Annotated in this window: 23 protein-coding genes; 4 read left to right on the top strand and 19 right to left on the bottom strand. The window is 51.5% G+C overall.

Annotation, left to right across the window (positions count from 1 at the left end; translation table 11 throughout):
- Nucleotides 1-38 precede the first annotated feature (38 nt).
- Nucleotides 39-977, bottom strand: a complete 939-nt coding sequence (rnz, locus tag D3P09_RS22520) for a ribonuclease Z (protein WP_120113666.1) — start codon at nucleotides 975-977, stop codon at nucleotides 39-41.
- Nucleotides 978-1087: 110 nt separating this feature from the next.
- Entirely contained in the window at nucleotides 1088-4468 is a 3381-nt protein-coding gene (gene metH, locus D3P09_RS22525; RefSeq protein ID WP_424452506.1) for a methionine synthase, read from the bottom strand.
- 201 nt (nucleotides 4469-4669) lie between these two features.
- On the opposite strand from metH, the gene D3P09_RS22530 reads away from it, so the two are divergent.
- Nucleotides 4670-5209 carry a 1,2-dihydroxy-3-keto-5-methylthiopentene dioxygenase gene (locus tag D3P09_RS22530; RefSeq protein ID WP_120113668.1) on the top strand — a complete coding sequence of 180 codons (540 nt, stop codon included), beginning with the start codon at nucleotides 4670-4672 and terminating at the stop codon, nucleotides 5207-5209.
- A 93-nt stretch (nucleotides 5210-5302) separates the two neighbouring features.
- On the opposite strand, the gene D3P09_RS22535 is transcribed toward D3P09_RS22530, so the two are convergent.
- From D3P09_RS22535 to D3P09_RS22550, 4 genes are all read right to left on the bottom strand, one after another.
- Entirely contained in the window at nucleotides 5303-6091 is a 789-nt protein-coding gene (locus D3P09_RS22535; protein ID WP_120113669.1) for an HAD family hydrolase, read from the bottom strand.
- Nucleotides 6092-6118: 27 nt separating this feature from the next.
- Nucleotides 6119-6625: a hypothetical protein gene (locus D3P09_RS22540; RefSeq protein WP_120113670.1), complete on the bottom strand. Its 507-nt coding sequence runs from the start codon at nucleotides 6623-6625 to the stop codon at nucleotides 6119-6121.
- Between the two features lie 11 nt (nucleotides 6626-6636).
- Nucleotides 6637-6846: a DUF896 domain-containing protein gene (locus tag D3P09_RS22545; protein WP_120113671.1), complete on the bottom strand. Its 210-nt coding sequence runs from the start codon at nucleotides 6844-6846 to the stop codon at nucleotides 6637-6639.
- 181 nt (nucleotides 6847-7027) lie between these two features.
- Nucleotides 7028-7402 (bottom strand): LysM peptidoglycan-binding domain-containing protein, encoded by a 375-nt coding sequence (locus tag D3P09_RS22550; protein WP_165867546.1) that lies wholly within the window; start codon nucleotides 7400-7402, stop codon nucleotides 7028-7030.
- 158 nt (nucleotides 7403-7560) lie between these two features.
- On the opposite strand from D3P09_RS22550, the gene lexA reads away from it, so the two are divergent.
- Complete coding sequence (lexA, locus tag D3P09_RS22555) at nucleotides 7561-8184, top strand: transcriptional repressor LexA (RefSeq protein WP_120113752.1); 624 nt, start codon at nucleotides 7561-7563, stop codon at nucleotides 8182-8184.
- Between the two features lie 156 nt (nucleotides 8185-8340).
- Nucleotides 8341-8526 (top strand): YjfB family protein, encoded by a 186-nt coding sequence (locus D3P09_RS22560; protein WP_424452482.1) that lies wholly within the window; start codon nucleotides 8341-8343, stop codon nucleotides 8524-8526.
- 48 nt (nucleotides 8527-8574) lie between these two features.
- On the opposite strand, the gene D3P09_RS22565 is transcribed toward D3P09_RS22560, so the two are convergent.
- The 5 genes from D3P09_RS22565 to D3P09_RS22585 form a co-directional block, all read right to left on the bottom strand.
- Nucleotides 8575-8772, bottom strand: coding sequence for a hypothetical protein (locus tag D3P09_RS22565; protein ID WP_120113674.1), 198 nt, complete (start codon nucleotides 8770-8772; stop codon nucleotides 8575-8577).
- A gap of 97 nt (nucleotides 8773-8869) precedes the next feature.
- Nucleotides 8870-10693, bottom strand: a complete 1824-nt coding sequence (locus tag D3P09_RS22570; RefSeq protein WP_120113675.1) for an ABC transporter ATP-binding protein — start codon at nucleotides 10691-10693, stop codon at nucleotides 8870-8872.
- Nucleotides 10690-11091 (bottom strand): hypothetical protein, encoded by a 402-nt coding sequence (locus tag D3P09_RS22575; RefSeq protein WP_120113676.1) that lies wholly within the window; start codon nucleotides 11089-11091, stop codon nucleotides 10690-10692. The genes D3P09_RS22570 and D3P09_RS22575 overlap by 4 nt, the downstream gene beginning before the upstream one ends.
- A gap of 41 nt (nucleotides 11092-11132) precedes the next feature.
- Nucleotides 11133-11606: a hypothetical protein gene (locus tag D3P09_RS22580; RefSeq protein ID WP_120113677.1), complete on the bottom strand. Its 474-nt coding sequence runs from the start codon at nucleotides 11604-11606 to the stop codon at nucleotides 11133-11135.
- Complete coding sequence (locus tag D3P09_RS22585) at nucleotides 11603-12100, bottom strand: TlpA family protein disulfide reductase (RefSeq protein WP_120113678.1); 498 nt, start codon at nucleotides 12098-12100, stop codon at nucleotides 11603-11605. The genes D3P09_RS22580 and D3P09_RS22585 overlap by 4 nt, the downstream gene beginning before the upstream one ends.
- Before the next feature lie 563 nt (nucleotides 12101-12663).
- On the opposite strand from D3P09_RS22585, the gene D3P09_RS27425 reads away from it, so the two are divergent.
- Nucleotides 12664-12948 (top strand): translation initiation factor 2, encoded by a 285-nt coding sequence (locus D3P09_RS27425; RefSeq protein WP_133305046.1) that lies wholly within the window; start codon nucleotides 12664-12666, stop codon nucleotides 12946-12948.
- A gap of 968 nt (nucleotides 12949-13916) precedes the next feature.
- Here D3P09_RS27425 and glnA read toward each other — a convergent pair.
- The 8 genes from glnA to D3P09_RS22625 form a co-directional block, all read right to left on the bottom strand.
- On the bottom strand, nucleotides 13917-15245 hold the full coding sequence (glnA, locus tag D3P09_RS22590; RefSeq protein ID WP_120113679.1) for a type I glutamate--ammonia ligase: 1329 nt from the start codon (nucleotides 15243-15245) through the stop codon (nucleotides 13917-13919).
- A 27-nt stretch (nucleotides 15246-15272) separates the two neighbouring features.
- Entirely contained in the window at nucleotides 15273-15683 is a 411-nt protein-coding gene (locus D3P09_RS22595; RefSeq protein WP_076334621.1) for a MerR family transcriptional regulator, read from the bottom strand.
- Between the two features lie 61 nt (nucleotides 15684-15744).
- A complete protein-coding gene (locus D3P09_RS22600; RefSeq protein ID WP_120113680.1) occupies nucleotides 15745-17040 on the bottom strand; it encodes a methionine gamma-lyase family protein in 1296 nt (431 codons plus the stop codon).
- A gap of 41 nt (nucleotides 17041-17081) precedes the next feature.
- Nucleotides 17082-18065 (bottom strand): AAA family ATPase, encoded by a 984-nt coding sequence (locus D3P09_RS22605; RefSeq protein ID WP_120113753.1) that lies wholly within the window; start codon nucleotides 18063-18065, stop codon nucleotides 17082-17084.
- A 301-nt stretch (nucleotides 18066-18366) separates the two neighbouring features.
- Nucleotides 18367-19044, bottom strand: a complete 678-nt coding sequence (locus tag D3P09_RS22610; RefSeq protein WP_120113681.1) for a YdcF family protein — start codon at nucleotides 19042-19044, stop codon at nucleotides 18367-18369.
- Nucleotides 19041-19598: a ribonuclease FAU-1 family protein gene (locus D3P09_RS22615; RefSeq protein ID WP_120113754.1), complete on the bottom strand. Its 558-nt coding sequence runs from the start codon at nucleotides 19596-19598 to the stop codon at nucleotides 19041-19043. Before D3P09_RS22615 ends, D3P09_RS22610 begins: the two co-directional genes overlap by 4 nt.
- A 186-nt stretch (nucleotides 19599-19784) precedes the next feature.
- On the bottom strand, nucleotides 19785-20438 hold the full coding sequence (locus D3P09_RS22620; protein WP_120113682.1) for a peptidylprolyl isomerase: 654 nt from the start codon (nucleotides 20436-20438) through the stop codon (nucleotides 19785-19787).
- Between the two features lie 27 nt (nucleotides 20439-20465).
- Nucleotides 20466-22949 (bottom strand): transglycosylase domain-containing protein, encoded by a 2484-nt coding sequence (locus D3P09_RS22625; RefSeq protein ID WP_120113683.1) that lies wholly within the window; start codon nucleotides 22947-22949, stop codon nucleotides 20466-20468.
- Nucleotides 22950-23089: the final 140 nt, after the last annotated feature.

Genomic DNA, 23089 nt, shown 5'->3' on the forward strand with positions numbered 1-23089 from the left:
CGGCAATGTCATTTTCAGGACTTTGCTTTTAATTTCCCTTATCGTTCATGGATGCGTGCAATCTCCACCACGCCAAAATCCGTTGCGGCGATTACATCCGGGAACACTGCTGCCGCCTCATCAACGAGCTTCCCCAAATCCTCATTGCTGTATCTGCCGCTGAAATGCGTCAGCGCCACTTTTTTGGCTCCTGCTCTCAGCGCCGTCTGCGCCGCCTCTATCGTTGTGCAATGGCCGAACTCATGCGCCTTCTCTTCCAATCCCGCGGCAAAGGTCGCTTCATGCACGATGAGATCGGCATGCCTGCCAAGCGTATCCGCCATCTCGCATGGACTCGTATCCCCAAGCACCGTTACGATTCTGCCTCTCAGTACACCGTCCGTTACGTCCGCCGGCGTTATGATCGTGCCATCCTCCAGCGTAATCGGCTGGCCGGATTTGAGCTTCCCGAACAACGGCCCTGACTTCACACCCAGCCCGCGCAGCTTATCCGCCATAAGAGGCCCCGGCATGTCCCGTTCCTCGACCCGGTAGCCAAGGCATGGCACGCGATGGACGAGCGGACCGGCTTCTACCCGGAACCGGGCATCTGTATAGATAGACGCTTGCTCCTCTTCCAGTTCATGAATAACAAGCTCATAATCCAAAGCAGTCGCCGTAAGTGAAAAGACAGTGTCTATATATGCTTTCAGGCCAGTTGGGCCATACATCGTCAGCGGCGTCACGCCGCCATCGAAGGACCTGCTGCTCAGCAGACCCGGCAATCCGTACAGATGGTCGCCATGAAGATGGGTAATAAAAATCTTCTCCAGCTTGCTCAGCTTCAGCGGCACATGCATCAGCTGATGCTGTGTCGCCTCCCCGCAATCGAACAGCCACCACCCCGTATCCGGCTCAGGCAGCTGAAGGGCGATAGCGGTTACATTGCGATGCTTGTTCGGCCGTCCGGCCCCTGTGCCCAGAAACCACATTTTCATCGTTCAGCCCTCGCTTATTCTTGAGATTGAATTGCTGTGCTTCAATTAGAAAGGAGCCCTCCGCCTTCGGAATGCGAACATCCGAAGACGAAAGGCTCGTGCATAATGAGTTATACTTTCTCGACGTTGAAGTATTGCGCCTCCGGATGGGCGAATACCATTGCCGACACCGATGCTTCAGGCTCCATCATAAAACCTTCCGTCAGCTCTACGCCGATTGCATCCGGCTGCATAAGCTCGAACAGCGGGCCCTGATCCTCCAGATTCGGGCAAGCCGGATAGCCGAAGGATACGCGAATGCCTTGATAACGGGCGCCGAGGCGCTGCTTCATCGTGAATTCAGGCGGGTCGGGATAGCCGCACAGATCGCGCATTTGGTGATGGATACGCTCCGCCAATCCTTCTGCAACCTCCAGCGCAACTGACTGCAAGGCATGGGAACGCAAGTAGTCCCCCTTATCTTTCCACTCGTTCGCTAATTCACGGATGCCTTGGCCCGCCGTTACAACGAGGAAACCGACATAATCCATAACGCCGCTGTCGACTGACTTCAAGTAGTCCGCCAAGCAAAGATACGGCTCCACCTGCTGGCGCGGGAACGTGAAGCGCTTGATCTCTTTGCCCGGCTGTTCAGGATCGTAAATGATGACATCGTTGCCGGAAGACTGCGCCGGGAAGAAGCGGTACATGGCATTAGCCTTCAGATAGCCCTCTGCGCTGCCTTCCCTTATAATCTCTTCCACAGTCTCCTTCAGCTGCTGCGCCTTTTCGTTGCCTTCAGCAAGCAGCTTCTCAACTGTGCCTTTCAGTCCAAGGTGATGGCCGAGCAGCATCTGCATATTGACATAAGGCACGATATGCGGAATCGGCACATCTCTTAGAATATGGCGTTCCAGATCCAGCGGAGCAAAGACAGGCGCATTCGGATCAATCTTGGAGCGGACGGCGCGCGTCAGCTGCGGCAGCGTCTTCGTCTCCTCCTCGATCGCCGCTCCGGCAGCCTTGAACGCAGCAAGCTCTTCCTCCAGCTTCTGGCGGTGCTCAGGATCCATCAGCCTGTTGGCGATATCGAGCCCGTCCATCGCATCTTTCGCATACATGACAAGACCGTCATATTCCGGGCCGATTCTTGTTTTGGTAAACTTCCGCGTAAGTGCGGCGCCTCCGACCAGAATCGGTGCATCAATGCCAGCGGTGCGCAAGTCTTGCGCTGTAATGACCATTTGCTGCGCTGATTTGACAAGCAGACCGGACAGGCCGATAGCGTCCGCTTTCTCGTTGCGATACGCTTCGATCAGCTGCTCAGGCGGCACTTTAATGCCCAGGTTAATAATTTTATACCCATTATTGGAAAGAATAATCTCGACCAGATTCTTGCCGATGTCATGGACGTCGCCTTTGACCGTAGCCAATATGATTTTGCCTTTCACCGACGATTCCGACTTCTCCATGAACTGCTCCAGATGGGTAACAGATGCTTTCATCACCTCAGCGCTTTGCAATACCTCGGCTACGATCAGCTCGTTGTTGTTGAACAACCGGCCAACCTCTTCCATGCCTTTCATGAGCGGCCCGTTAATGACTTCAAGCGGAGCATATTTCTTGAGCGCTTCATCCAGATCCGGGATCAAGCCTTCCTTCGTGCCTTCTACAATGTATGAGCCCAGGCGCTCCTCCAGCGTCAAGTTCGAGATCTTTTCCTTCTTCTCTACCTTCTTGTTGCGGAAAGCCGCAACGAACGCGGCAAGCGTATCGTCATTCGTATTGTAGATCAGCTCTTCCGCCAGCTTGCGCTCTTCATCCGGAATGGATGCGTATCTCTCCAGCTTCTCCGTATTGACGATCGCGTAATCCAATCCCGCTTTGGTCGCATGGTACAGATAGACGGAGTTCAGCACCTCGCGTCCCGCATCCGGCAAGCCGAAGGAGATGTTGCTAAGGCCCAGAATCGTCTTCGTCTCCGGGTACTTCTCTTTGATCATCCGAATGCCTTCCAGCGTCTCGACCGCCGAGCCGATATACTGCGGATCGCCGGAACCTACCGGGAACATGTTCGGGTCAAAAATAATATCCGACGGATTAACGCCATACTTCTCCACCAGCAGCTTGTAGGAGCGGTCCGCCACCTCAACCTTCGCTTCACGGGACACCGCTTGGCCCCGCTCGTCTATAAGGATCATGACTACCGCTGCGCCGTATCTATGAATAAGTGGGACAATCTTCTCAAATTTCGACTCGCCATCCTCCAAGTTGATGGAGTTAATAATAGCTTTGCCTTGCGAATATTTGAGCCCGAGCTCAATAATATGATCATAAGTGGAATCCAGCATCAGCGGCGCTTTGATCTTCTTCACGACCTGCGGAAGGAAGTTATGAACGGCGAATGCTTCGTCAATATCGGTATCCTGCAGGTTGATGTCGATGACATGCGCTCCGCCCTTCACCTGCGATCTCGCGATTTCGGACGCTTCGTCGAACTTTTCTTCCTTAATAAGTCGCTTGAACTTTCGCGAGCCGGAAATATTCGTTCTTTCGCCGATCATAATCGGGCGGTTGTCAGCTTCAATAAAGACGGTGTCAATGCCCGATACCGCGTCAGGATGCTCGCCAAGCTTCGTTCTTGGTGCATACTTGGCCATTGTCTCGGCCATTGCGCGAATATGCTCAGGCGTTGTGCCGCAGCATCCGCCGGCAATATTCAGCCAGCCCTGCTCCGCAAACGCTGACATCTTCAGCGCGAGCGAATCAGGCGATTCATGGTATTGGCCGTTCTCATCCGGCAAGCCCGCGTTCGGATAACAGCTGACCGCGGAATTGGCAATCTCGCTGAGTGTCCGAATATGGTCACGCATAAACTCCGGGCCTGTCGCACAGTTCAGGCCAATGGAGATCGGCTTCAGGTGCTCCAGAGAAATGTAAAACGACTCGATCGACTGACCGGCAAGCGTCGTTCCCATAGGCTCAATGGTTCCGGAAATCATAATCGGCAGCTCGCGTCCGAGCGTCTCGAATGCGTTGCGGATGCCGATGCTGCCGGCTTTCACGTTCAGTGTATCTTGGGATGTCTCAAGCAGGAGCGCATCGACGTCGGCTTCAATCAAGGCAAGCGCCTGTTCGTAGTAGCTTTCGACCAGTTCGTCGAATGTTACGCCGCCTGTTACAGACAGCGTCTTCGTGGTCGGTCCAAGCGCGCCCGCTACGAATCTTGGTTTGTCGGGCGTACTGAACTTGTCCGCCGCTTCGCGCGCCAGACGGGCCGCCGCCAAGTTAATCTCGCGTGCCTTCTCTGGAATATCATAATCAGCCAATACAACGCTGGTAGCGCCGAATGTATTGGTCTCCAGAATGTCGGCCCCTGCCTCCAGGTATTGCTCATGTATCGTAGAAATGACGTCAGGTCTCGTCAGCACGAGCATTTCGTTACAGCCGTCCAGCTCTGCGCCGCCGAAATCTTCTTCCGTCAAATTCGCTTGCTGAATCATGGTGCCCATCGCGCCATCCAGTATAAGGATGCGCTCCTTGAGCAATTGTTCTAGTTTCTGTCTCGACAATGTGCTACACCCTTCCCAAAATCATTACCAAATAGTTTAACAGAATCGCCTTGTACTGAAAAGGAACTTCCATCGACAATCGCTTCAATTTGAATTATAATCATTATATCATTTAATTTCTATTGGAAAAGAGGGAATGGTATGGCTGAAATTCGCATTCGCAATACAGAGGAACGGATTAAAGGAGAAGAAAACGTTCGCGCTTTTCTGGACAGCCAAGAGGTGCTGTACGAGCATTGGAATCCAAGCAAGCTATCCGAGGAGCTGCAAAATAAATTTGTGCTTTCCGATGAAGAGAAAGCTGCAATTCTAAAAACGTATGAAGAAGAAATTAACGATCTTGCCGCTCGCCGCGGTTACAAAACCTGGGATATTATCTCCCTGTCTGACGCAACTCCGAATCTGGATGAGCTGCTCAAGAAGTTCGAGAATGTCCACACGCATACTGAAGATGAGGTTCGCGCGATTACAGCAGGCCGCGGCATCTTCATTATTAAAGGTACAGATGATGTCGGTTACTTCGATGTCGAGCTGGAAGCTGGCGATGTTATCTCCGTGCCGGAGCATAAAGCGCATTTCTTCACGCTCATGGAGAATCGTCAAATCGTAGCCGTTCGCCTCTTTATCGAGACAGAAGGCTGGATCGCCCATCCTTACGCAGATCCTACATTTTCGAAGTAAGACAGCCGTAGAATAAAGTTGCAAGCCCCTGCCGGCCGAACTGCCGGACACGGGGCTTGTTTTTATGCTTCGAGCTATTCTTTATCGCCAGAATTATTGCTCCAAAAGTTGAAGCAGCTCTTCCAGATTCGCAATTTCATAAGTAGGAACGATCTCATCGCTTCGCTTCATGCCATGACGATTAATCCAGACGGAAGTCATGCCGATCGTGTTCGCGCCAAGGATATCCGTCGTCAGCTTATCTCCCACCATGATGCCGTGATCCGCTTCAATATCAAGCTTCTCCAGCGCATGCTTGAAGATCGACGCTGCCGGTTTGCCTTCGCCAAACTGACCAGAGATGATAATATGATCGAAATAAGGAATGAGTGCGGGAACCCCATCCAACTTCTCCTTCTGAAGATCAGGAGAGCCATTGGTCAGGAGCAACAGCTTGTATTTGCCCTTCAGCTTGTCAAGAACAGCAAAAGTCTCGTCATAAACAATCGGCCGCTTGCGCCGCTCAGCCGGGAATTGCTCTGCCAGCTTGGCCCCTAGCTCCGCATCGTCGACGCCAAGCGCCTTCAGTCCGCGTGTCCATGCTTCTCTGCGATAATTCGGCGCAAGCTGCTGCAGCTTGCGGAATTCCTCTTGCTCGCCTTCCGCAAAATTCGCCCACAGGCCTTCAAACGGGTTAATGCCGATCATTTTCGTAAATGGAAATGTCTCATACGATTCATACAGCTCTCTTGCTTCCTTGCGGACAGCAGCTTCCAGCTCGCCGATATCTAAGCCTGTCGCTTCCGCACCCGCTCTGCAGGTTGCCTCGAATGCTTCCTTGACGCTGCGGTCATCCCACAACAGCGTGTCATCCAGATCGAATAATACCGCCTGTTTGGCCATGATGGTCTCTACTCCCCCACGAATCGATTATTTTTCGTTAAACTCAATATTATGCGTTGCTGCGAATGCCTTCAGCTTAGCCGCCATCTCTTCGGTCTTAAAGCGGTTGAGCAGTCGCGAATATGTCCAGCTTGCGCCCCTCTGCGGCATAATGGTGACGTAGCCGTCTTGAACGCGAATGCCTTTGATGTCCGCCACATTCAGACGCTTGTCCCCTGTCATGCGGCGAGATTGCACATAATCCTTGCCGATCGTCAGGTATGGCTTGCGGAAGAAAAACAATGCAGCCAAGATGATATAACACGCTACGGTCACCCAGTACATCGTCGTAGCCTCAAAATTCGGGTCGCCTTGCATCACAAAGCTGTATAAAGCTACAAAAACCAATAGCAAAATCGGAAATACATAGTTCCGGCCCGCATATCGGTCCTTCTTCTCTGCATTGAATACAACCGGCGAACCGCCGTGCTTCTTGCGGTCCTTATTAATCTTGCCCATGTTTTTACGTACTTTGCGTTCCCATGACCGTGACAAGGCTGTTCCTCCTAGTGCTTCAAATTTTGGTCCCCGTTTTGATCCTCTTCGTCTTCGACGTATTTAATCGAATCGAGCTGCTGCTTGAAGTTGCTTTTGAAGTTGTTCAAGTAACGCTGTCTCAGCTCATCGCGCTCCTTCGTTTCCTCGTCCGTCAAGCCTACTGTTTTATTTTTGCGGGAAAGCTCATTAATACGCGCAATCAATTTATCGAAATCCATCCCTTTCAACTCCCCTCTAGCTGTAAACATTTGCATCCCCACCGGTACCATACGTCTCATTAACGCCATGGTTGCGGGAATGACCATCATTTTGAACTCAACTCTACTATTATAACAGAAAATAAAACAAAAAAAGAGCGCTATAACCCAAAGGCTGCAGCGCTTCTTGCACTTCATTCTATTATATATCCGGAATAATCAGCTGTTGTCCAGGGACGATGATGGAATCCGTCAAATTGTTGCGGTTCTTAATGGAGTAAACAAGAAAACCAATGTCATCATGTCTCTCCGCGTAACGAACAGCGATCGACCACAAAGAGTCGCCGCTCCCTACGGTCACGACTTGCTCTTGCTCCGACGGCTTCATTGTTCCCGATGCCTTAGTGCCCATCAGCATAAAGCTGCTGAACAGCAACAGTGCTATCAATAAACTAACAACGATTCGCATGCCATGTCCCTTAATCCAGCTGCCAACCGCGCCTATGTATGTTGTATTCATGGATGTGTCCCGCTCCGGATGAATGGAACGGTATGAAGAAGGATTCATTATCATCATTATCAGCACCCCAAACATTTGTTCTGTTTTCAGATTAGCACGAACAAGTGTTCCAGTCAACACAAAAATACGAACCTTTGTGCTTGAGAACTTATGTTTGTACGAACTGTGGTTCTGTGTTATAATTTGACACAATAAGATGAATGGAGATGATGTACGTGTCGAAGCTGTCCAAACGGCAACATTCGATTCTTGAATTTATCAAGCAGGAAGTACGGGAGAAGGGTTACCCGCCCTCCGTTCGGGAAATCGCAGAAGCCGTTGGCCTGCTGTCCAGTTCCACCGTTCACGGCCATCTGGACAGGCTGGAGAAGAAGGGCTTCATCCGCCGCGACCCGACCAAGCCCCGCGCTATCGAGATTTTGAACCAAGACGATAACCAGGACAACGTCATCCCGTTCCCAGTCGCGCAAGTACCGATCGTAGGCAAGGTTACGGCTGGTATTCCGATTACGGCTACGGAGAACATAGAGGATTATTTCCCCCTTCCATCCCATTATGTGGGGGACAGCAAAGTGTTTATCTTGAACGTTGTAGGCGAAAGCATGATCGAAGCCGGCATACATAACGGCGACTACGTCATTGTGCGCCAGCAGCAGACAGCCAACAACGGCGAGATCGTCGTCGCGATGACAGAGGATGACGAGGCTACGGTCAAGACGTTCTACAAGGAGAAGGATCATATCCGCCTCCAACCGGAGAATGAGACAATGGAGCCGATCCGTCTTAAGAATGTCACTATTCTCGGCAAGGTTATCGGATTGTTCCGCGATATCCACTAGGACAGCAAGAAGGCTGCTCGCATGAAGTTAACTTCATGAGAACAGCCTTTTTTATTTGAATGGGTTAATCAAGCGACGGGTTCTCTCTACATAATCAAGCCATTTCAGTTCAATGCTTCACCATCGCATTCATACTGCCGATATATAGAGCAGGAGGTGTATAATTTGGATATTGGCGCACTATCAATAGCACTGAGTCAATCAAAGCTGGCGCAATCCGTAGGCATCAAGATGCTGAGCATCGCCAAAGGACAAGCCGAGCAGCAAGGTCAGCAGTTGGCCGAGATGATCGGCAAGAGCCTGGACCCTAATATCGGACAAAACCTGGATATTCGAGCTTAATGATCCAACCCGCAAATATGCGGGTTTTTCTTTTGTACCGCTTCCCTGCTACACCTTACGCGCTAGTTTGGATATTTCCACATCGACCACATTATCCGTTTTGAAAATACGCATGGCCTCAGCCGAGTAACAGTATGCTTTGAACTGATTGCCCTTTACAGAAATAATTCGCACATCGCGAATCGATACGTTTTTCTTCCTGTCGATGTATATCAGCTGCACGACTTTGCCAATATAGCTCTCCATGCCATCACCGCCTGAACGAATGTATGTTCTTATTATACCCAAAACATACGTTCGCGTAACATGCAGTTTTTAACTTTTTTCCAGGCAACGCCATCCGTTATACGCCCAGCGCCTGCTCCTCCCATTCCTTCGTATACCAGCCCGCTTGCTTGCGGAACATCGCGGCATATTCCCCGTTGCGCTCCATCAGCTCATCGTGATTGCCCTCTTCTGCCAGACAGCCGTCCTTTAACACTAGAATGCGATCAGCAAACCGGCAGCTTCCAAGGCGATGAGTAATAAAAACCGCTGTCTTCCCGCTTGTCAGCTTCATCAAATTTTCGAAGATCGCCGCTTCGGTCATCGGATCAAGCGATGCAGTAGGCTCGTCCAATACAATCAGCTCGAACTCCCGGTAAAACGCCCGATTCAGCGCAATTCGCTGCCATTGCCCGTAAGACAGCTCATGGCCGCCATCAAATTGAATGCCCAGCACAGTATCCCAGCCTTGCGGCAGCTTATGGATGAAGGAGGCGGTATTCGCCTCTTCGCTGGACCTGCGAAGCTTGTCCCGGTTGCCCAGCTCGTCAATACCGCCGAGACCGATGTTCTCCCATACGGGGAAAGGAAACTGAACAAAGTCCTGGAATATCGCGCTCATACGGTTTCGAAGGCCTTCCGGCTCAATATTCTCATACTCCACCCCATCCACTGCCACCCTGCCTTTGTCCGGCTTATATAGACCAAGCAAACACTTAGCCAGCGTGCTTTTGCCCGCTCCGTTATCCCCTACAATCGCAATGGTCTCGCCAGCCCTGATCGCGAAGCTTATGCCATTCAAGGCCGGATTAGGCGCACCGTCATAATGAAACGTCAGCTGCTCTACCGTTATCCCCTGCTTAATGGGAGAAGGAAATGGTTGATCTCCCTTTCCTCCGCTTTCTTCAGGAAGCTCGATGAATGAAAGCATTTCATTGGCATGCAGCAGGCCCTGATGAATATTGGAGTAGCCCTGTGCCAGGCCTTGTACAAGAGACTGCGAGCTGAATAGCGCTTGCGCCAGCGCCACATATTGACCGATGGCCAGTCCGCCATTGGCGCCGGTATGCAAAGCGAACAGCAGCATGACGCTAAGCAACATTACCGTCAGCATCTGCACCCCGTAGGTGATGCCGATCGTTTTGCGCTCAAGCGACAGCAGCCTGTCCATATTTCTGAGCGCAATCCGTTTCCATTTGGCAATCAAATAAGAAGCCATTCCAAACACGCGAATTTCCTTGGCCCCTTCTCTGCTCTTGAGCAAATTGCTGATAAAGGATGACATCCGCTCATCCGGCGTTTGTCGTATAATGAGCTTGAACAACGCTTTGCTCTCGTACAAATAAGACCCAAGCATCGGCACAACAAGCAAAAGCATACCCAGCGACAGCAGCCAATGGAATTGGGCCAGCACCACCATATAGCCGACCACGGTTATTAAATTTTGAATCATCGTCAACACGGTAAATATAATGCCGATTCCTTGCATCTGCATGCTGAAGGAAGTTCGTTGCAGCCGGTCATAATTCAAGTGGTTGTCAAAATAAGAGAGCGGCAGCCGGTTCACCTTCGTCGATAGCAGTTCATCAAAGTATAGCTTGGCACGCTGGTTAAACAATTGCTGCGTGTATTTGAATACGGCTCCTATCAATACGCCTGATACAAGCAGTGCAAGCTGAAGCCCGACAAGCAAGTATACGCCGCGCATTCCGTCCCCGTTATTCCCTTGGAAAAGCATCGCCGCTTCCTCGACAAGCTTGCTCGTAATAGCCAGCTGCGCAATCGGCACAAATGCTTGCGCTAATGTCAGAGCAATCAGAACGACAAGCGCCGTCCCGGATATTCTCCACAGTATGGGGATCATCGACCCGAATGTGCGCAGCTTGCTGAACGATTCATTCATGAGATCTCCTGGCGGGCAATATAGAGCGGATAATGGGCGATTGTCTGCCCCTCTTCATCCGTCATAACAAAGTGGAACAACCCCTCACCGTGTACGACAAAACGCGGCTGAAACGCCATATCGATACCGGCCGGAACCGGCGATACACGCTTGTTGACTAATCCTTCGCACCTCTTCTCCCATACGATCCCCTGATCGTCGTCATAAACCTTTATCCATACCACACCTTGGTTCATGCCGAAAAACAATACTTTTGCCCAAAGATAAAAAAGCGTAACCGATGGAAACGTACGTATGTGCACGACATTGCGCACATTCTGAATGCAGTGGGCTCTTGCCTCGTAATTGTCCGTCACCCGGTCTGCGATAATAAGCTGTCCGCTTACTGCTGCATGCATGATCAACGTCCCCTTTGGAATGAATGATGGAAATTTTCGGCCTACTCTCTATGGGTCTCGCTTTGCTCATATAGATGCTCGATGTGCTGAATCGTAAATTTCTGCATCATAAGTCCCTTTTCCAGCATGATGGCCCCAGGAGTCGCCTCTAGCCCGAACCTCGCTTTATACACATTTTCCTCCATCGTATGGACGGGGAATGAGTAATCGTAATAACTAACCAACTCCTCATTCTCCTCCTTCTTCCCGCTGCTGACAACCAGGAGCAAACCGTCGAAGTTATCCGCATAGGCAACCAGTTCAGGAAGCAGATCTATACAGCTGCTGCAAGTTAGCGAAACAAACAGCACGGCGGCCCTCTCCGCGTCCGCTAGCCTGGGATCCAAGTCCATACCAGGGAAGGGCTCGCCAGGGACAAAAGGCTGTTCTGCCGTTTCTGTCGGACCTGAAGCGTAGGTCTGCTCTCTCTCCAGCGTCTCCCGTTTGAATAAATCCCGAAAGTTCAGCTTGCTCATCCTTGTTCCTCCTTTAGCGCGAGCGCAATTTCCGGCTCCATAAATCGTTTGAACGGAGCCATCAGCTTGCCCCAGAACTCCAAGCTTCCCGCATGCTCGATCGTAATGATCTGGCCCTCTGCATTCAACCCGTAGGCCCATGGATAACCGCGAGTCTTCAGCTCGCCAAGCAGCACATCATCCGTTGCATGATAAAGCCGCGCAGCCGGGTGGAAGATTTCCTTTGCTTGTTCGAATGCCGATTCCTCTGTATCGATGAAGACAATCAGATTCATTGAAGGGTGGCGATGGATCAAAGCGTCGATCGCCTCCATCGCGGGCAAGCAAGGCGCACAGGTCGTGCTGATCGTAGTAACCAATAAGTAATCCGTAATAAAATCATATAATTGCAAGGAATCGTAATTAGGAATACGTATATTAGGCATGAAATCGCCGATTTGCAATCCTTCTTCTACTTTCAGAAAAGACGGCACCGCCTTCTCCCTCTGGCTCATAATGCATGCTCCCCCTCTTCGCAACGAAATAGCAGAAAGAGAATCTCTCAAGCAAGCTGAGAGATTCTCCATGAAACCTAATTTTACCAGCAATCACAAGGCCCGTTCACACTGCAGTTCTCCGAAGGGCACACGAGTACTCTTCTTCTCGCGTTATTCGGCCCTGGGCAATAGCTCGTGCAATACGTGACCCATACTGTGGATCTGCATCCGTTTGGACATGCCATTATGATTCACCTCCTTTCAAAAGCTGCTAATCATGAAAATTTATCTATCACCTCAAGCATAATTATAATATTTTTAGCATTTTTTCCTTTGATAGTTAACAATATATAACCATAATCTATTAATGTAAACGGTTTCAACGAAAGTTTACAAAACATTACAGCAATCGACAACATTCTCAATCAATAATGACCTTCTCTCTCACTCCTGATTTGTAAAGCTCATTTGCTTTACTACTGGTTGAGTGTCCATGATCTTCTCCCTCACGCCCATCGTCCAATGGCATATAATGCAATATGTATTTTGTCAATTCTCATCCTAGCAGGAAGGAAATGATTATGAATAAAAATACAAATACAAATACAAATTCAAATTCAAATTCAAATTCAAATACAAACGCATCAAATCAGACATCTACACCTTCATCAACTGATATTCTGATTGCTACATTAGGAGATGGAATAACCGCAATCGCCGCTGGTCTTGCCTTAGAAGCATTGGAACACCCCAAGGGTCAGAGATCGCAAGTCCACGGCAATTCATCAAAGCAATTAGAAACAACAGAAGAACAACTGGATTTAATAATGAGTGAGTTAGCACAAATCAGAAGCCTCTTTAGATGATTGCTTTTTGAGTGTTTTAGCCCCAACACCGCCATTACCTTATCCCTAGTCATCTAAGACCTTCCTTTAGCTTTACTTCGCCTGAGTGATTCGGTCGAGGCGAGGCCCTTTAAAGCCTATATTTGCACCCATATTATTAGAGCAAGCTTCATCATACGTGTGTTGTGAATAGATTGATATCATCAATTTTGAGGAGGTATTAGAAATTGGCACTTACCCCTTACCAAATGCAACATCAACAACAACATCATGAACCACACCATGTCGTTCATCATCATCACTACCATCATTACCATCCCATGTATTACCATCCTCATGGTTCACACGGATATGGAATGCATGGACATGGAATGCACGGACAGGGAATGCATGGACAGGGAATGCATGGACAGGGAATGCATGGCATGCACGGCGGGCATAGTGAGATGTCTGAACGGGTGAATCTTTATCGAAAAAAATAAATATACAAGGAGAGAGTATTCATGCTCTTTCCTTTTCTCCTGTTCCCTCCACTCTTTGAGGCTAATGCATTTCATTTTGCCGCGAACTGTTTGCCTCAAAAAAGGGACTCGTTTCCCTGGCACCGCAAGCAATTCTTATTGTTTTGATACATAGTATGTTATACGATCCCAATACTTTTTGTGTTTGACAGCCCTGTGAACTACGGACCAATTCTGCTGGGCCGCTTAACAGCTGCCTCTCTCACCAATATTTCTGGATGATTGTTTGAATAAGGGGTTAAGCAAGAGGAATTGTTCGAAGTAACGAAAACTGAACATTCAGATCGATTTATTGCCATCCTACTGCGAAACTTGAATAAAGAAACATACAACGTTTCGTATCATTTACTACTACTTATATAGAATCAGGGGGGCATATTGGGGGCGTCGATAAAATCGAACTAACCCTCACCAATATTGCCCCCCGATGTTAAACCTCAAACCCTTGTTATTACTAAACTTCCCCTATTAGTAATGCGTCAAATACTGATCGCGTTCCCATTGGTGAACTTGCGTGCGGTACATATCCCACTCGATTTCCTTCAGCTCGTAGAAGTGAGCCAAAGCGTGATCGCCGAGCGCTTCGCAGACGATGTCGCTTCTCAGCATCTCGTCAAGCGCTTCTCTAAGGTCGACCGGCAGGCTTGGGATGCCCTCGTCTACACGCTCTTCTTCCGTCATGATGTAGATGTTGCGGTCGATTGGCGCCGGAAGCGGAGTCTGGTTGCGGATTCCGTCCAGGCCAGCCTTCAGCATAACAGCGAGTGCCAGGTATGGATTCGCAGTCGGATCCGGATTGCGGACTTCGACGCGAGTCGAGAGACCGCGGGAAGCCGGAATACGGATCATCGGCGAGCGGTTGCTGGCCGACCAAGCAACGTAGCAAGGCGCTTCATAGCCTGGAACAAGACGCTTGTAGGAGTTGACCGTCGGATTCGTAATCGCCGCCATAGCGCGGGCATGCTTCAGCACTCCTGCCATGTAGTGACGGGCAGTATCGCTCAAGCCAAGCTTGTCGCTCTCGTCATAGAATGCGTTCGTGCTGCCTTGGAATAACGACTGGTGGCAGTGCATGCCGGAGCCATTGACGCCGAACAGCGGCTTCGCCATGAAAGTCGCATGCAGGCCGTGTACACGGGCAATTGTTTTGACAACGAGCTTGAATGTTTGAATTTGGTCCGCCGCTTTGATAGCGTCGGCATATTTGAAGTCGATCTCATGCTGGCCCGGAGCCACCTCATGGTGGGAAGCCTCGATCTCGAAGCCCATCTCCTCAAGCGTCAATACGATCTCGCGGCGGCAGTTCTCGCCCAGATCCATCGGCGCAAGGTCGAAGTAGCCGCCTTGGTCGTTCAGTTCAGTCGTAGGCTCGCCGCGCTCGTCCGTCTTGAACAGGAAGAACTCCGGCTCAGGTCCAACGTTCATCGCCGTGTAGCCCATCTCCTCCGCTTCCTTAAGCGCGCGCTTCAGAATGCCGCGCGGATCGCCTGCGAACGGTGTGCCGTCCGGCATGTAGATGTCGCAGATGAGTCTTGCAACGCGGTCCTGCGCCACCCATGGGAACACTACCCAAGTATCTAGGTCAGGGTATAAGTACATGTCAGATTCTTCGATACGAACATAACCTTCGATGGAAGAACCGTCGAACATCATTTTATTATCAAGAGCCTTGTCCAGCTGGCTTACCGGAATTTCGACGTTTTTGATCGTACCGAGCAAATCGGTAAATTGAAGACGGATAAACCGTACGTTCTGCTCTTCTGCAATACGCTTGATATCTTCTTTCGTGTAGCTCACTAGATCATCTCCCTTAAGTCGATTGGTCTACCGTTTATTCAAGAAACGGGTAAGCTGTCCCTGAATGAGAGAAGCTTGTCCCGGCCTCTTCTCAAGAAGCTGCTGCTTCAGCAGGCGGTGCAATTGCTGGTCGGACAGCTCGCGGCGCTTCACCTCGGACTGCTCGCTGACGATTGTCGCATCATCCGATTCCTTGGATACCGGATTCATGACCTGCTTGATGCCTGCGATATTGACGCCCTTCTCGATCAGAGACTTGATTTCGAGCAGCCGTTCCACGTCGTTGAACGAGAATAGCCGCTGGTTGCCGGCCGTGCGCGCCGGCACGATCAGCTCGTGCTGTTCATAATAACGGATTTGCCTGGCCGTTAGATCCGTCAGCTTCATAACGATGCCAATTGGAAATAAGGCCATATTTCTGCGAATTTCATCAGCCATATCGCATCAACCTTCCAGTCGCTCATTTATAGGTTCATTGTATCGTCGAGCCATAAATGTGTCAAGTTATGTGAGGTTTAATTACAACCAAACCTTTTTTGACCAGATTAGTTAACGCGATAAGCACACCGTATTTCGCATGGGCATAAGTCAGTCCGCCTTGCATGTAGGCGATATATGGATCGCGGATTGGCGCATCGGCAGACAGCTCCAGACTGCCCCCTTGAATGAAGGTTCCCGCCGCCATAATAACGGGATTCTCATAGCCGGGCATGTCCCACGGCTCGGGGACAACATGAGCGTCCACTGCCGCCGCTTCCTGAATGCCTTGCACGAAAGCAATCAGATGATCGGCTTGTCCGAAGCGGACGGCCTGAATGAGGTCAGTCCGCGGCTCCCGCCAATGCGGCTTGCTCTCGAAGCCGAGACGCTCGAACATCGCTGCGGCAAAGACACTGCCCTTGAGGGCTTGACCCACAAGATGCGGCGACAGGAACAATCCCTGGTACATCGAACGCATTGTTCCCAGCATAGCGCCGACCTCCCCGCCAATGCCCGGGGCTGTCAGCCGATAGGAAGCAGCCTCTACAGCCTTCTGCGTCCCGGCCACATAACCGCCGGTTTCTGCTAGCCCCCCGCCCGGATTTTTGATCAGCGAGCCTGCAATAAGATCCGCCCCAACCTGAGTCGGCTCTGTCAGCTCTGTAAATTCGCCGTAGCAATTGTCTACAAAAACCTGAACATCGGGCTTAAGCGACTTGACCCTGTGAATCATATCGCCGATTTGCTGCACAGTAAAGCTCGACCGCCAGTCATACCCGCGCGATCGCTGAATGCCGATCACTTTGGTTCTCTCGGTCAGTGCCGCTTCTATTCCAGCCCAGTCCAGTCCTCCGTCAGGAAGCAGAGCAACCTCGTTATAGCCTACGCCCCAATCCTGCAGCGAGCCTTTGCCGTCGCCTGGCTTGCCGATGACTTTGTGCAGCGTATCATAAGGCTTGCCCGTAATATATAACAGCTCGTCTCCTGGACGGAGCAATCCGAACAATGCACAGCTGATCGTATGCGTGCCGGAAGCAAAATGCGGTCTCACGAGCGCCGCTTCCGCGCCGAATACATCCGCATAGACCATATCCAATACTTCGCGGCCCCGGTCGTTGTAGCCATAACCCGTTGATCCCGCAAAGTGGTAATCGCTGACCTTATGGCGCTTGAACGCCTCGATCACCTTCCACTGGTTGCGTTCCGCAGTCCGGTCGATGCTGCGGAACGCTTCATGCACCCTGTCTTCCTCTTCTTCTGCCAGCTGGAGCAGGCTTTCCCATAGCTCCCCGTTCTCTTGTTGAATGTTGCTCATGCTTCTGTTTCTCCCCTATTCATATCGCAGCCTGTCTTGCTTTAGCTTCGTTCCAGTTTCAGGTCCTCCGGCCGTATCGACATCAGCTCGCCTTTGCCCGGAACGGAGTTGGAATATTGGCCAATCAGCCTCACGGCTTGATGCCGGATCGCCTTCTCAATCGTATTGCGCACAAATCTTGCATTGCTGAACGAAAACATATCGCTTTGTTTCTCCTGGATTAAGTGCTGTCTCAGCTTGAACACCGTCTGCGGCATCATCACATAATCCCGTTCCTTCACCATCAGCTCCCCGATCTGGATAAGCTGGTCCACCGAATAGTCGGGAAATTCGATTTGGATTGGAAATCTCGAGGGCAGCCCGGGATTCGTCATCAGGAACTGCTCAATCTCAAGCGGATATCCCGCCAAAATAAGCACAAAGCCGTTGCGATGGTCCTCCATCGCTTTGACTAAAGTATCGATCGCTTCCTTGCCGAAGTCCTTCTCGCCGCCTCTGGCGAGGCTGTACGCCTCATCCACAAACAATACGCCGCCCATCGCCTTGCGCACAAGGTCTCTGGTCTTCTGCGCCGTATGGCCGATATATTCGCCGACCAGGTCGGCTCGCTCTACCTCGATAAGATGACCTTTGGTCAGCACGCCCATCTTCTGAAACAGCTTTGCCACTATTCTTGCGATGGTCGTCTTCCCCGTACCGGGATTGCCCTTGAAAATCATATGATAAACTTGAGAGCCGCCGTACAAGCCTGCCTCTGTCCGCATCCGGCTAATATAAAGCAGCGCATAAATCTCATAGACCAGCGACTTTACATTATCCATGCCGACCATCGGCTCCAATTCCTTCTGGATATCGGCGAAGTGGTCTACCGCAGGCAATGGCTTGACGGAAGGCAGCGGCTCCGCTTCAAGAGCCTGGGCCGAAGCGCTGCTGCCGATTGTCTCATGGCTGCGCAATACAACGTTAATCTGGCGGGAAGGTCTACTCGTTCCGCTGCCTGGTCCCGATATGACGTGTCCGCTCATCTGGCGCATCACCTTTCCTTTTCAGAAGCTGCTCGCACTACAAGAGGTGGTTCAAGAAGTCCACTTTTGATCACGAAGCCGATCAGGAAGCCTACTCGACTTCGAATATTGCATTCAGCCGGAACTTCCGGTGCTCACGTAGCCTCCACTACGCTCCGCTCCTCATTTCCTAGCTTCATCCAATCTTCTCGATGCTGAAAACCGGACTTCTTGAACTCACACTGTAAAAGGTGGTTCAAGAAGTCCACTTTTGATCACGCATTACAAGTGTATTCTATCTCGCAGTGCCATATTAGCAGATTCAAAGCATGGATTCGGGTGATCGCAGACCGGAGACGAGAAGCAGCCAGTCCAGCTTCCATTTCGTAAAGGCCAGCACTTCCCTGGAATCATTATAGAACTCGTTCAAGACACGGGACTTCACACCTGCAACGCCAGCCAGGTCAAGGCCTGCGTATTCCGCAATCTCACCGGCGCGCGCCGCATGATAATCATGGGTAATGACCAGATAAGTCGATAGCCCTTTCTCTTCGGCCAGCATGCTGCTGAACACGAGATTCTGATATGTGCTTGTGGAATCCATCTCTAGCAACAGCTTGTCTGCCGGCACGCCCTTCTCCACCAGATAGTTGCGCATGCCCTCCGCTTCGGACAACGTAGATGCCCGGCCTCCATGTCCGCCGGAGAGGATCAGCGTCTTCACCGTCCCGTTCTCCAGCAGCGTGCGGGCATACTCCAGTCTCTCCCTCAAGGCAGGACTGGGACGGTCGTTCCATAACGCCGCGCCCAGCACAATGCCTGCGTCTGCAGACGGATACGACGCTTTGGGACTATAGCCGTTAATCAACCATAGCATATAACCGCTCCAAAGGATGCCGGCTGCGATCCCCCACATGACTACACGAAATAAGAGCAGCCACGGGCGAAATACACGCTTCCGTCTCCGCGGTCTGCTCTTCTTCTGCACTGCAGCTTTCATGATTCGCTTAATTCCCCCGTCCTCTCCGCCAGCGTCTTGCGATGCTTCAGGCTTAGCGTAAAATAACGGAACCTTCCATTGCGTATGCTGGACAGCAGCCTGCCAGCCGTCTTGCGGGCCAGCGCAACATCTCTGCTGCTGACATCGCCTTGACGCAGCGCATCCTCCAGCTCATCCTCATCCATCAAATAAACCTCGCCGCTCGGCAGCACAACCACATCCAGGTACAGGTCATCAAACCATGGCACCTGCTGATCCGTTAAGCCTTGCGTCTTGCACACATCGATATACCACTGAACAACGCGTCCCTTGTCATCGAACATCGTCGTTACAACAAAATGCTCGCCCTTCGGAAAGTGCTGCATCCACAAATAACCGCGATCGGCCAGACAGAGTCTCCGCCCGTCATATTCCTTCCATAGCGGCTCCCTTAACTCATGAATCCGATAGAAGGTAACCAGACCTCGGAACTCGTCGCCGTCAAGCGCCAGGCAGGAGTAGCTTCTCCGCAGGATGCGGCGCCAATTCGCCCGGTCGGAAAATTTTCTCTTCATGCGGAACGTACCTTTCCGTTCATATTGGTAACCCCTATAGAGAAAGATTACCATATCTTAACGTCCATCTCCAGCCGACGGGTAAAATAATCGCGGAACGCCTGTACCGATTGCATTCACATCCGCCTGAATGAACAAAAAAAGCGCCCCTCCGGCTGTAAAGTCCAGCCGGGGATGCGCTTCATGCTATGCCGCTTCAATCGTAATCGATTCAATCACAATATCCTCGATGGGCGAGCCGTTGTTCTCCGGACTGGACGCAATCTGCCGGACAGCATCCATGCCGCTTACGACCTTGCCGAAGATGGTGTAGTTCGGCTGCCGGTTCAGATTGGACGCTTCAGGTCCTGTGCAAATAAAAAACTGGCTGCTGCCCGAATTCGGCGAGCCTGTATTGAACATAGCCACCGTGCCTTCCTCATATACCGATTCCGAGTTCAGCTCATCGGGAATGCGGTAACCCGCATTGCCCGTGCCGTTGCCCAACGGATCGCCTGTCTGGATCATAAAGGATTCAATAATGGAATGAAACTTGAGGCCTTCATAGAAGCCTTCCTTCGAGAGGAACACAAAGTTGTTCACCGTAACAGGAGCGGACTTTGCGAACAGCTCCACCACAAATTCTCCCTTGCTAGTTGCAATTCTGGCCTTGTACTGCTTGTCCAGATCTATCGACATTTGCGGCATTCTATCCCAGCTCGAGGCTTTTACATGGTCTGCGCCGGACAGACCGTCCGGCACAGACACAGTGCTGCCCTTGGAACCGCAGCCGGCAACCAACAGCATCAATGCTATGGCTGCAAGCGCATTGCGGAATGTTCCTGACCAACGTATCGACATGTCCAACCACCTATTCCTGCTTTATGCTTAGAGTCCGCCTACGGACACTCCTTCACCGGCGTTGCCGGCAGGAGGAGGCGTCGGATCGACGAGACCGCCCTCGCCTTCTCCTCCTCCAGGATTGCCCGTATTGCCCGGCGTCTCTGGCGTTCCCGGGTCTGTGCCTTCGCCGCCCGTTCCGCCGTTGCCCCCTTCTCCGCCTTGGTTGCCTTCTTCAGGCGGCGTCACTGGAGGCGATGTAGGATTCTCCGGCTCCATCGGAATTTCCGGAATGTCGATATCAATCTCCGGTATCGCAAGGGACACGACGTTCGACGGCTCGCTGCGCTGATTGGTCGCAGCATCATAAGCAACCACATAATAATCATAAGTGATGCCCGGGAAGACGCTCATGTCCTCGACATATGGCGTAACGACGTCCACAAAGCGGATATAGTCGCTAGCACCGCTTTCCTTCCGGTACACCTCATACGTAATTTCCTTCTCATTCACCGGATCCCAGCTCAGCAATACTCTTGCGCCGGTCTCGGAGAACTCCGCCTTGAAGTTCTTGATCGTCATCGGCGGCTTATCTTCCTTCACATCGTTCGGACGCTTGAAGCTGTCATTCGCAACGCCTTTCATTGCCGGGCGCATAACCTTGGCGAACAATGCCGCAGATTGCCCTCCGCCCTTCGTCAGCAAATGATTGACGTCGGTCTTATCGTAGCCCATCCAGACGGCGGCTGTCCACTCCGGCGTATAGCCGACGAACCAGGCATCCTTGATGCCGTTGCCTTTGTAGCCTGGAATACCTGCTTGCGTCGTGCCTGTCTTGCCCGCCACCGGACGGTCGATTGCCGCCCTGGCGCCGGTGCCGCCCTTCTCGACGACCGCTTGCATCATCTCGGTCAAATACCATGCCGTCTGCGGCGACATCAGCTGCTTGGATGGCGGCGCTTTGTATTCCCAATTTTTCTTGCCTGTAATCTTTGTAATCGCATGCGGATCGACGGACTTGCCGCCGTTCGCCATGATGCTGTAGGCCGTCGCCATCTGCAGCGGCGAAGCGCCGCGCGTCAGACCGCCAAGCGCCATCGCCAGGTTGCGGTCATCAGGCTCCAGCGTAAGGCCCAGCTTTTCCGCGAATTCCGCGCCTTGCTTGACGCCGACCTCATTCAGCATCCATACCGCCGCGAGGTTGCGGGAGTCCTTCATCGCTTGTGTCATCGAGACCGGAACGGCTCCCCATCTGTCGGACGGACAGTAATTCGAGAAGCACTTCTGGTCATTCTTCAGCGTTGACCACGGGAAGTACTTGCCTGATTCCAGGGCAGGGCCATAAGCGACAATCGGCTTGATCGCCGATCCCGGCTGGCGCATCTTGTCCACGCGATTCCAGCCGCGCGACGAATAGTCGCGTCCGCCGGCGATCGCTTTAATCTCGCCGCTCCGGTGATCGATTATGATCATAGAGCCCTGTACAAGCTGGTCATCCTTACTTTCCTCGAAATTGGACGGATCGGCAAATTCCTTATCCATCGCATCCTGTGCCTGCGGTTCAAGCGACGTATAGATTTGCAGGCCGCTGACACGCAGTTCTTCCTCGGACAGTCCCGTAATCTTCATCGCTTCATTCAGCACAAAATCGGAGTATGCATAGTATTTGCCGGTTTTCATATCATTCTGGTTCGGCGGCGCCTCGTAGACGACAGCCTGCGCTTCCTTCATTTCGCCTTCCGTAATGTAGCCTTGATCATACATCAGACGAAGCACGACCGCTCTGCGGTTCATCGATTCGTCCGGATTGACCAGCGGATTGAAGCGGTTAGGCGCCTTCGGCATTGCGGCCAGCGTCGCCGCTTGCCATAGCTTCATATCTTCCAGCTCTACGCCAAAATAAAACTCTGCAGCTGCCTTGATACCATGTATACCTTTGCCGAAGTAAATCCGGTTCAGATACATCGTCAAGATCTCATCCTTGGTTAATTGCTGCTCAAGCGCTACTGCAATAGATGCTTCCGTCGCTTTGCGGAAAAACGTCTTGTCCGCCGACAGGAAGACGTTCTTGGCCAGCTGCTGCGTAATGGTGCTGCCGCCCTCGACGGCGCTCCGGGCGATTACGTCTTTCACAAGCGCGCGCCCGATTGCCCAGAAGTCCAGTCCCGAGTGCTCATAGAACCGCTGATCCTCTGTTGCAACAATCGCATCCTTCATAAACTGCGGAATTTCCGAAAAATCCGCGACTTCGCGGTGATCCAAAATATCGTAGAGCCTGGATATTTCATTGCCGTTCACGTCATAAATAATGGACGCCTCTCCGAACTCCAGCTTGCTGCCGTGCTCTTCAAGAAGTCTCTCGCCGTTCAGAATAATTAACAAATAGCCGATAATGCCGCATACGATGGCGATTACGATCGTGAAAAACATGCCGTAGAACCAGGCTTTCCCTGACATCCTTCTCTTTTTCTTTGTTTTTGCTTTTGGTTTCGTAGTAGTGGTAGTGGTTCTTCTCCTAGGTTGCTCTGCCATGATGACTCCCCTCCTGCTTCCTTGCTCCGTTTTATCTAGCATTGCCGCGAAAAGGCAAGAGCAACCCAGCTCAGAGCGGGTTGCCCTTGCATGCCGCTATCTAGTTAAACGAATCCCTCTATAAGAAAGTTTCACATTGA

This window comes from Paenibacillus pinisoli (assembly GCF_003605435.1).
GTDB classification, from domain to species: Bacteria; Bacillota; Bacilli; order Paenibacillales; family Paenibacillaceae; genus Pristimantibacillus; species Pristimantibacillus pinisoli.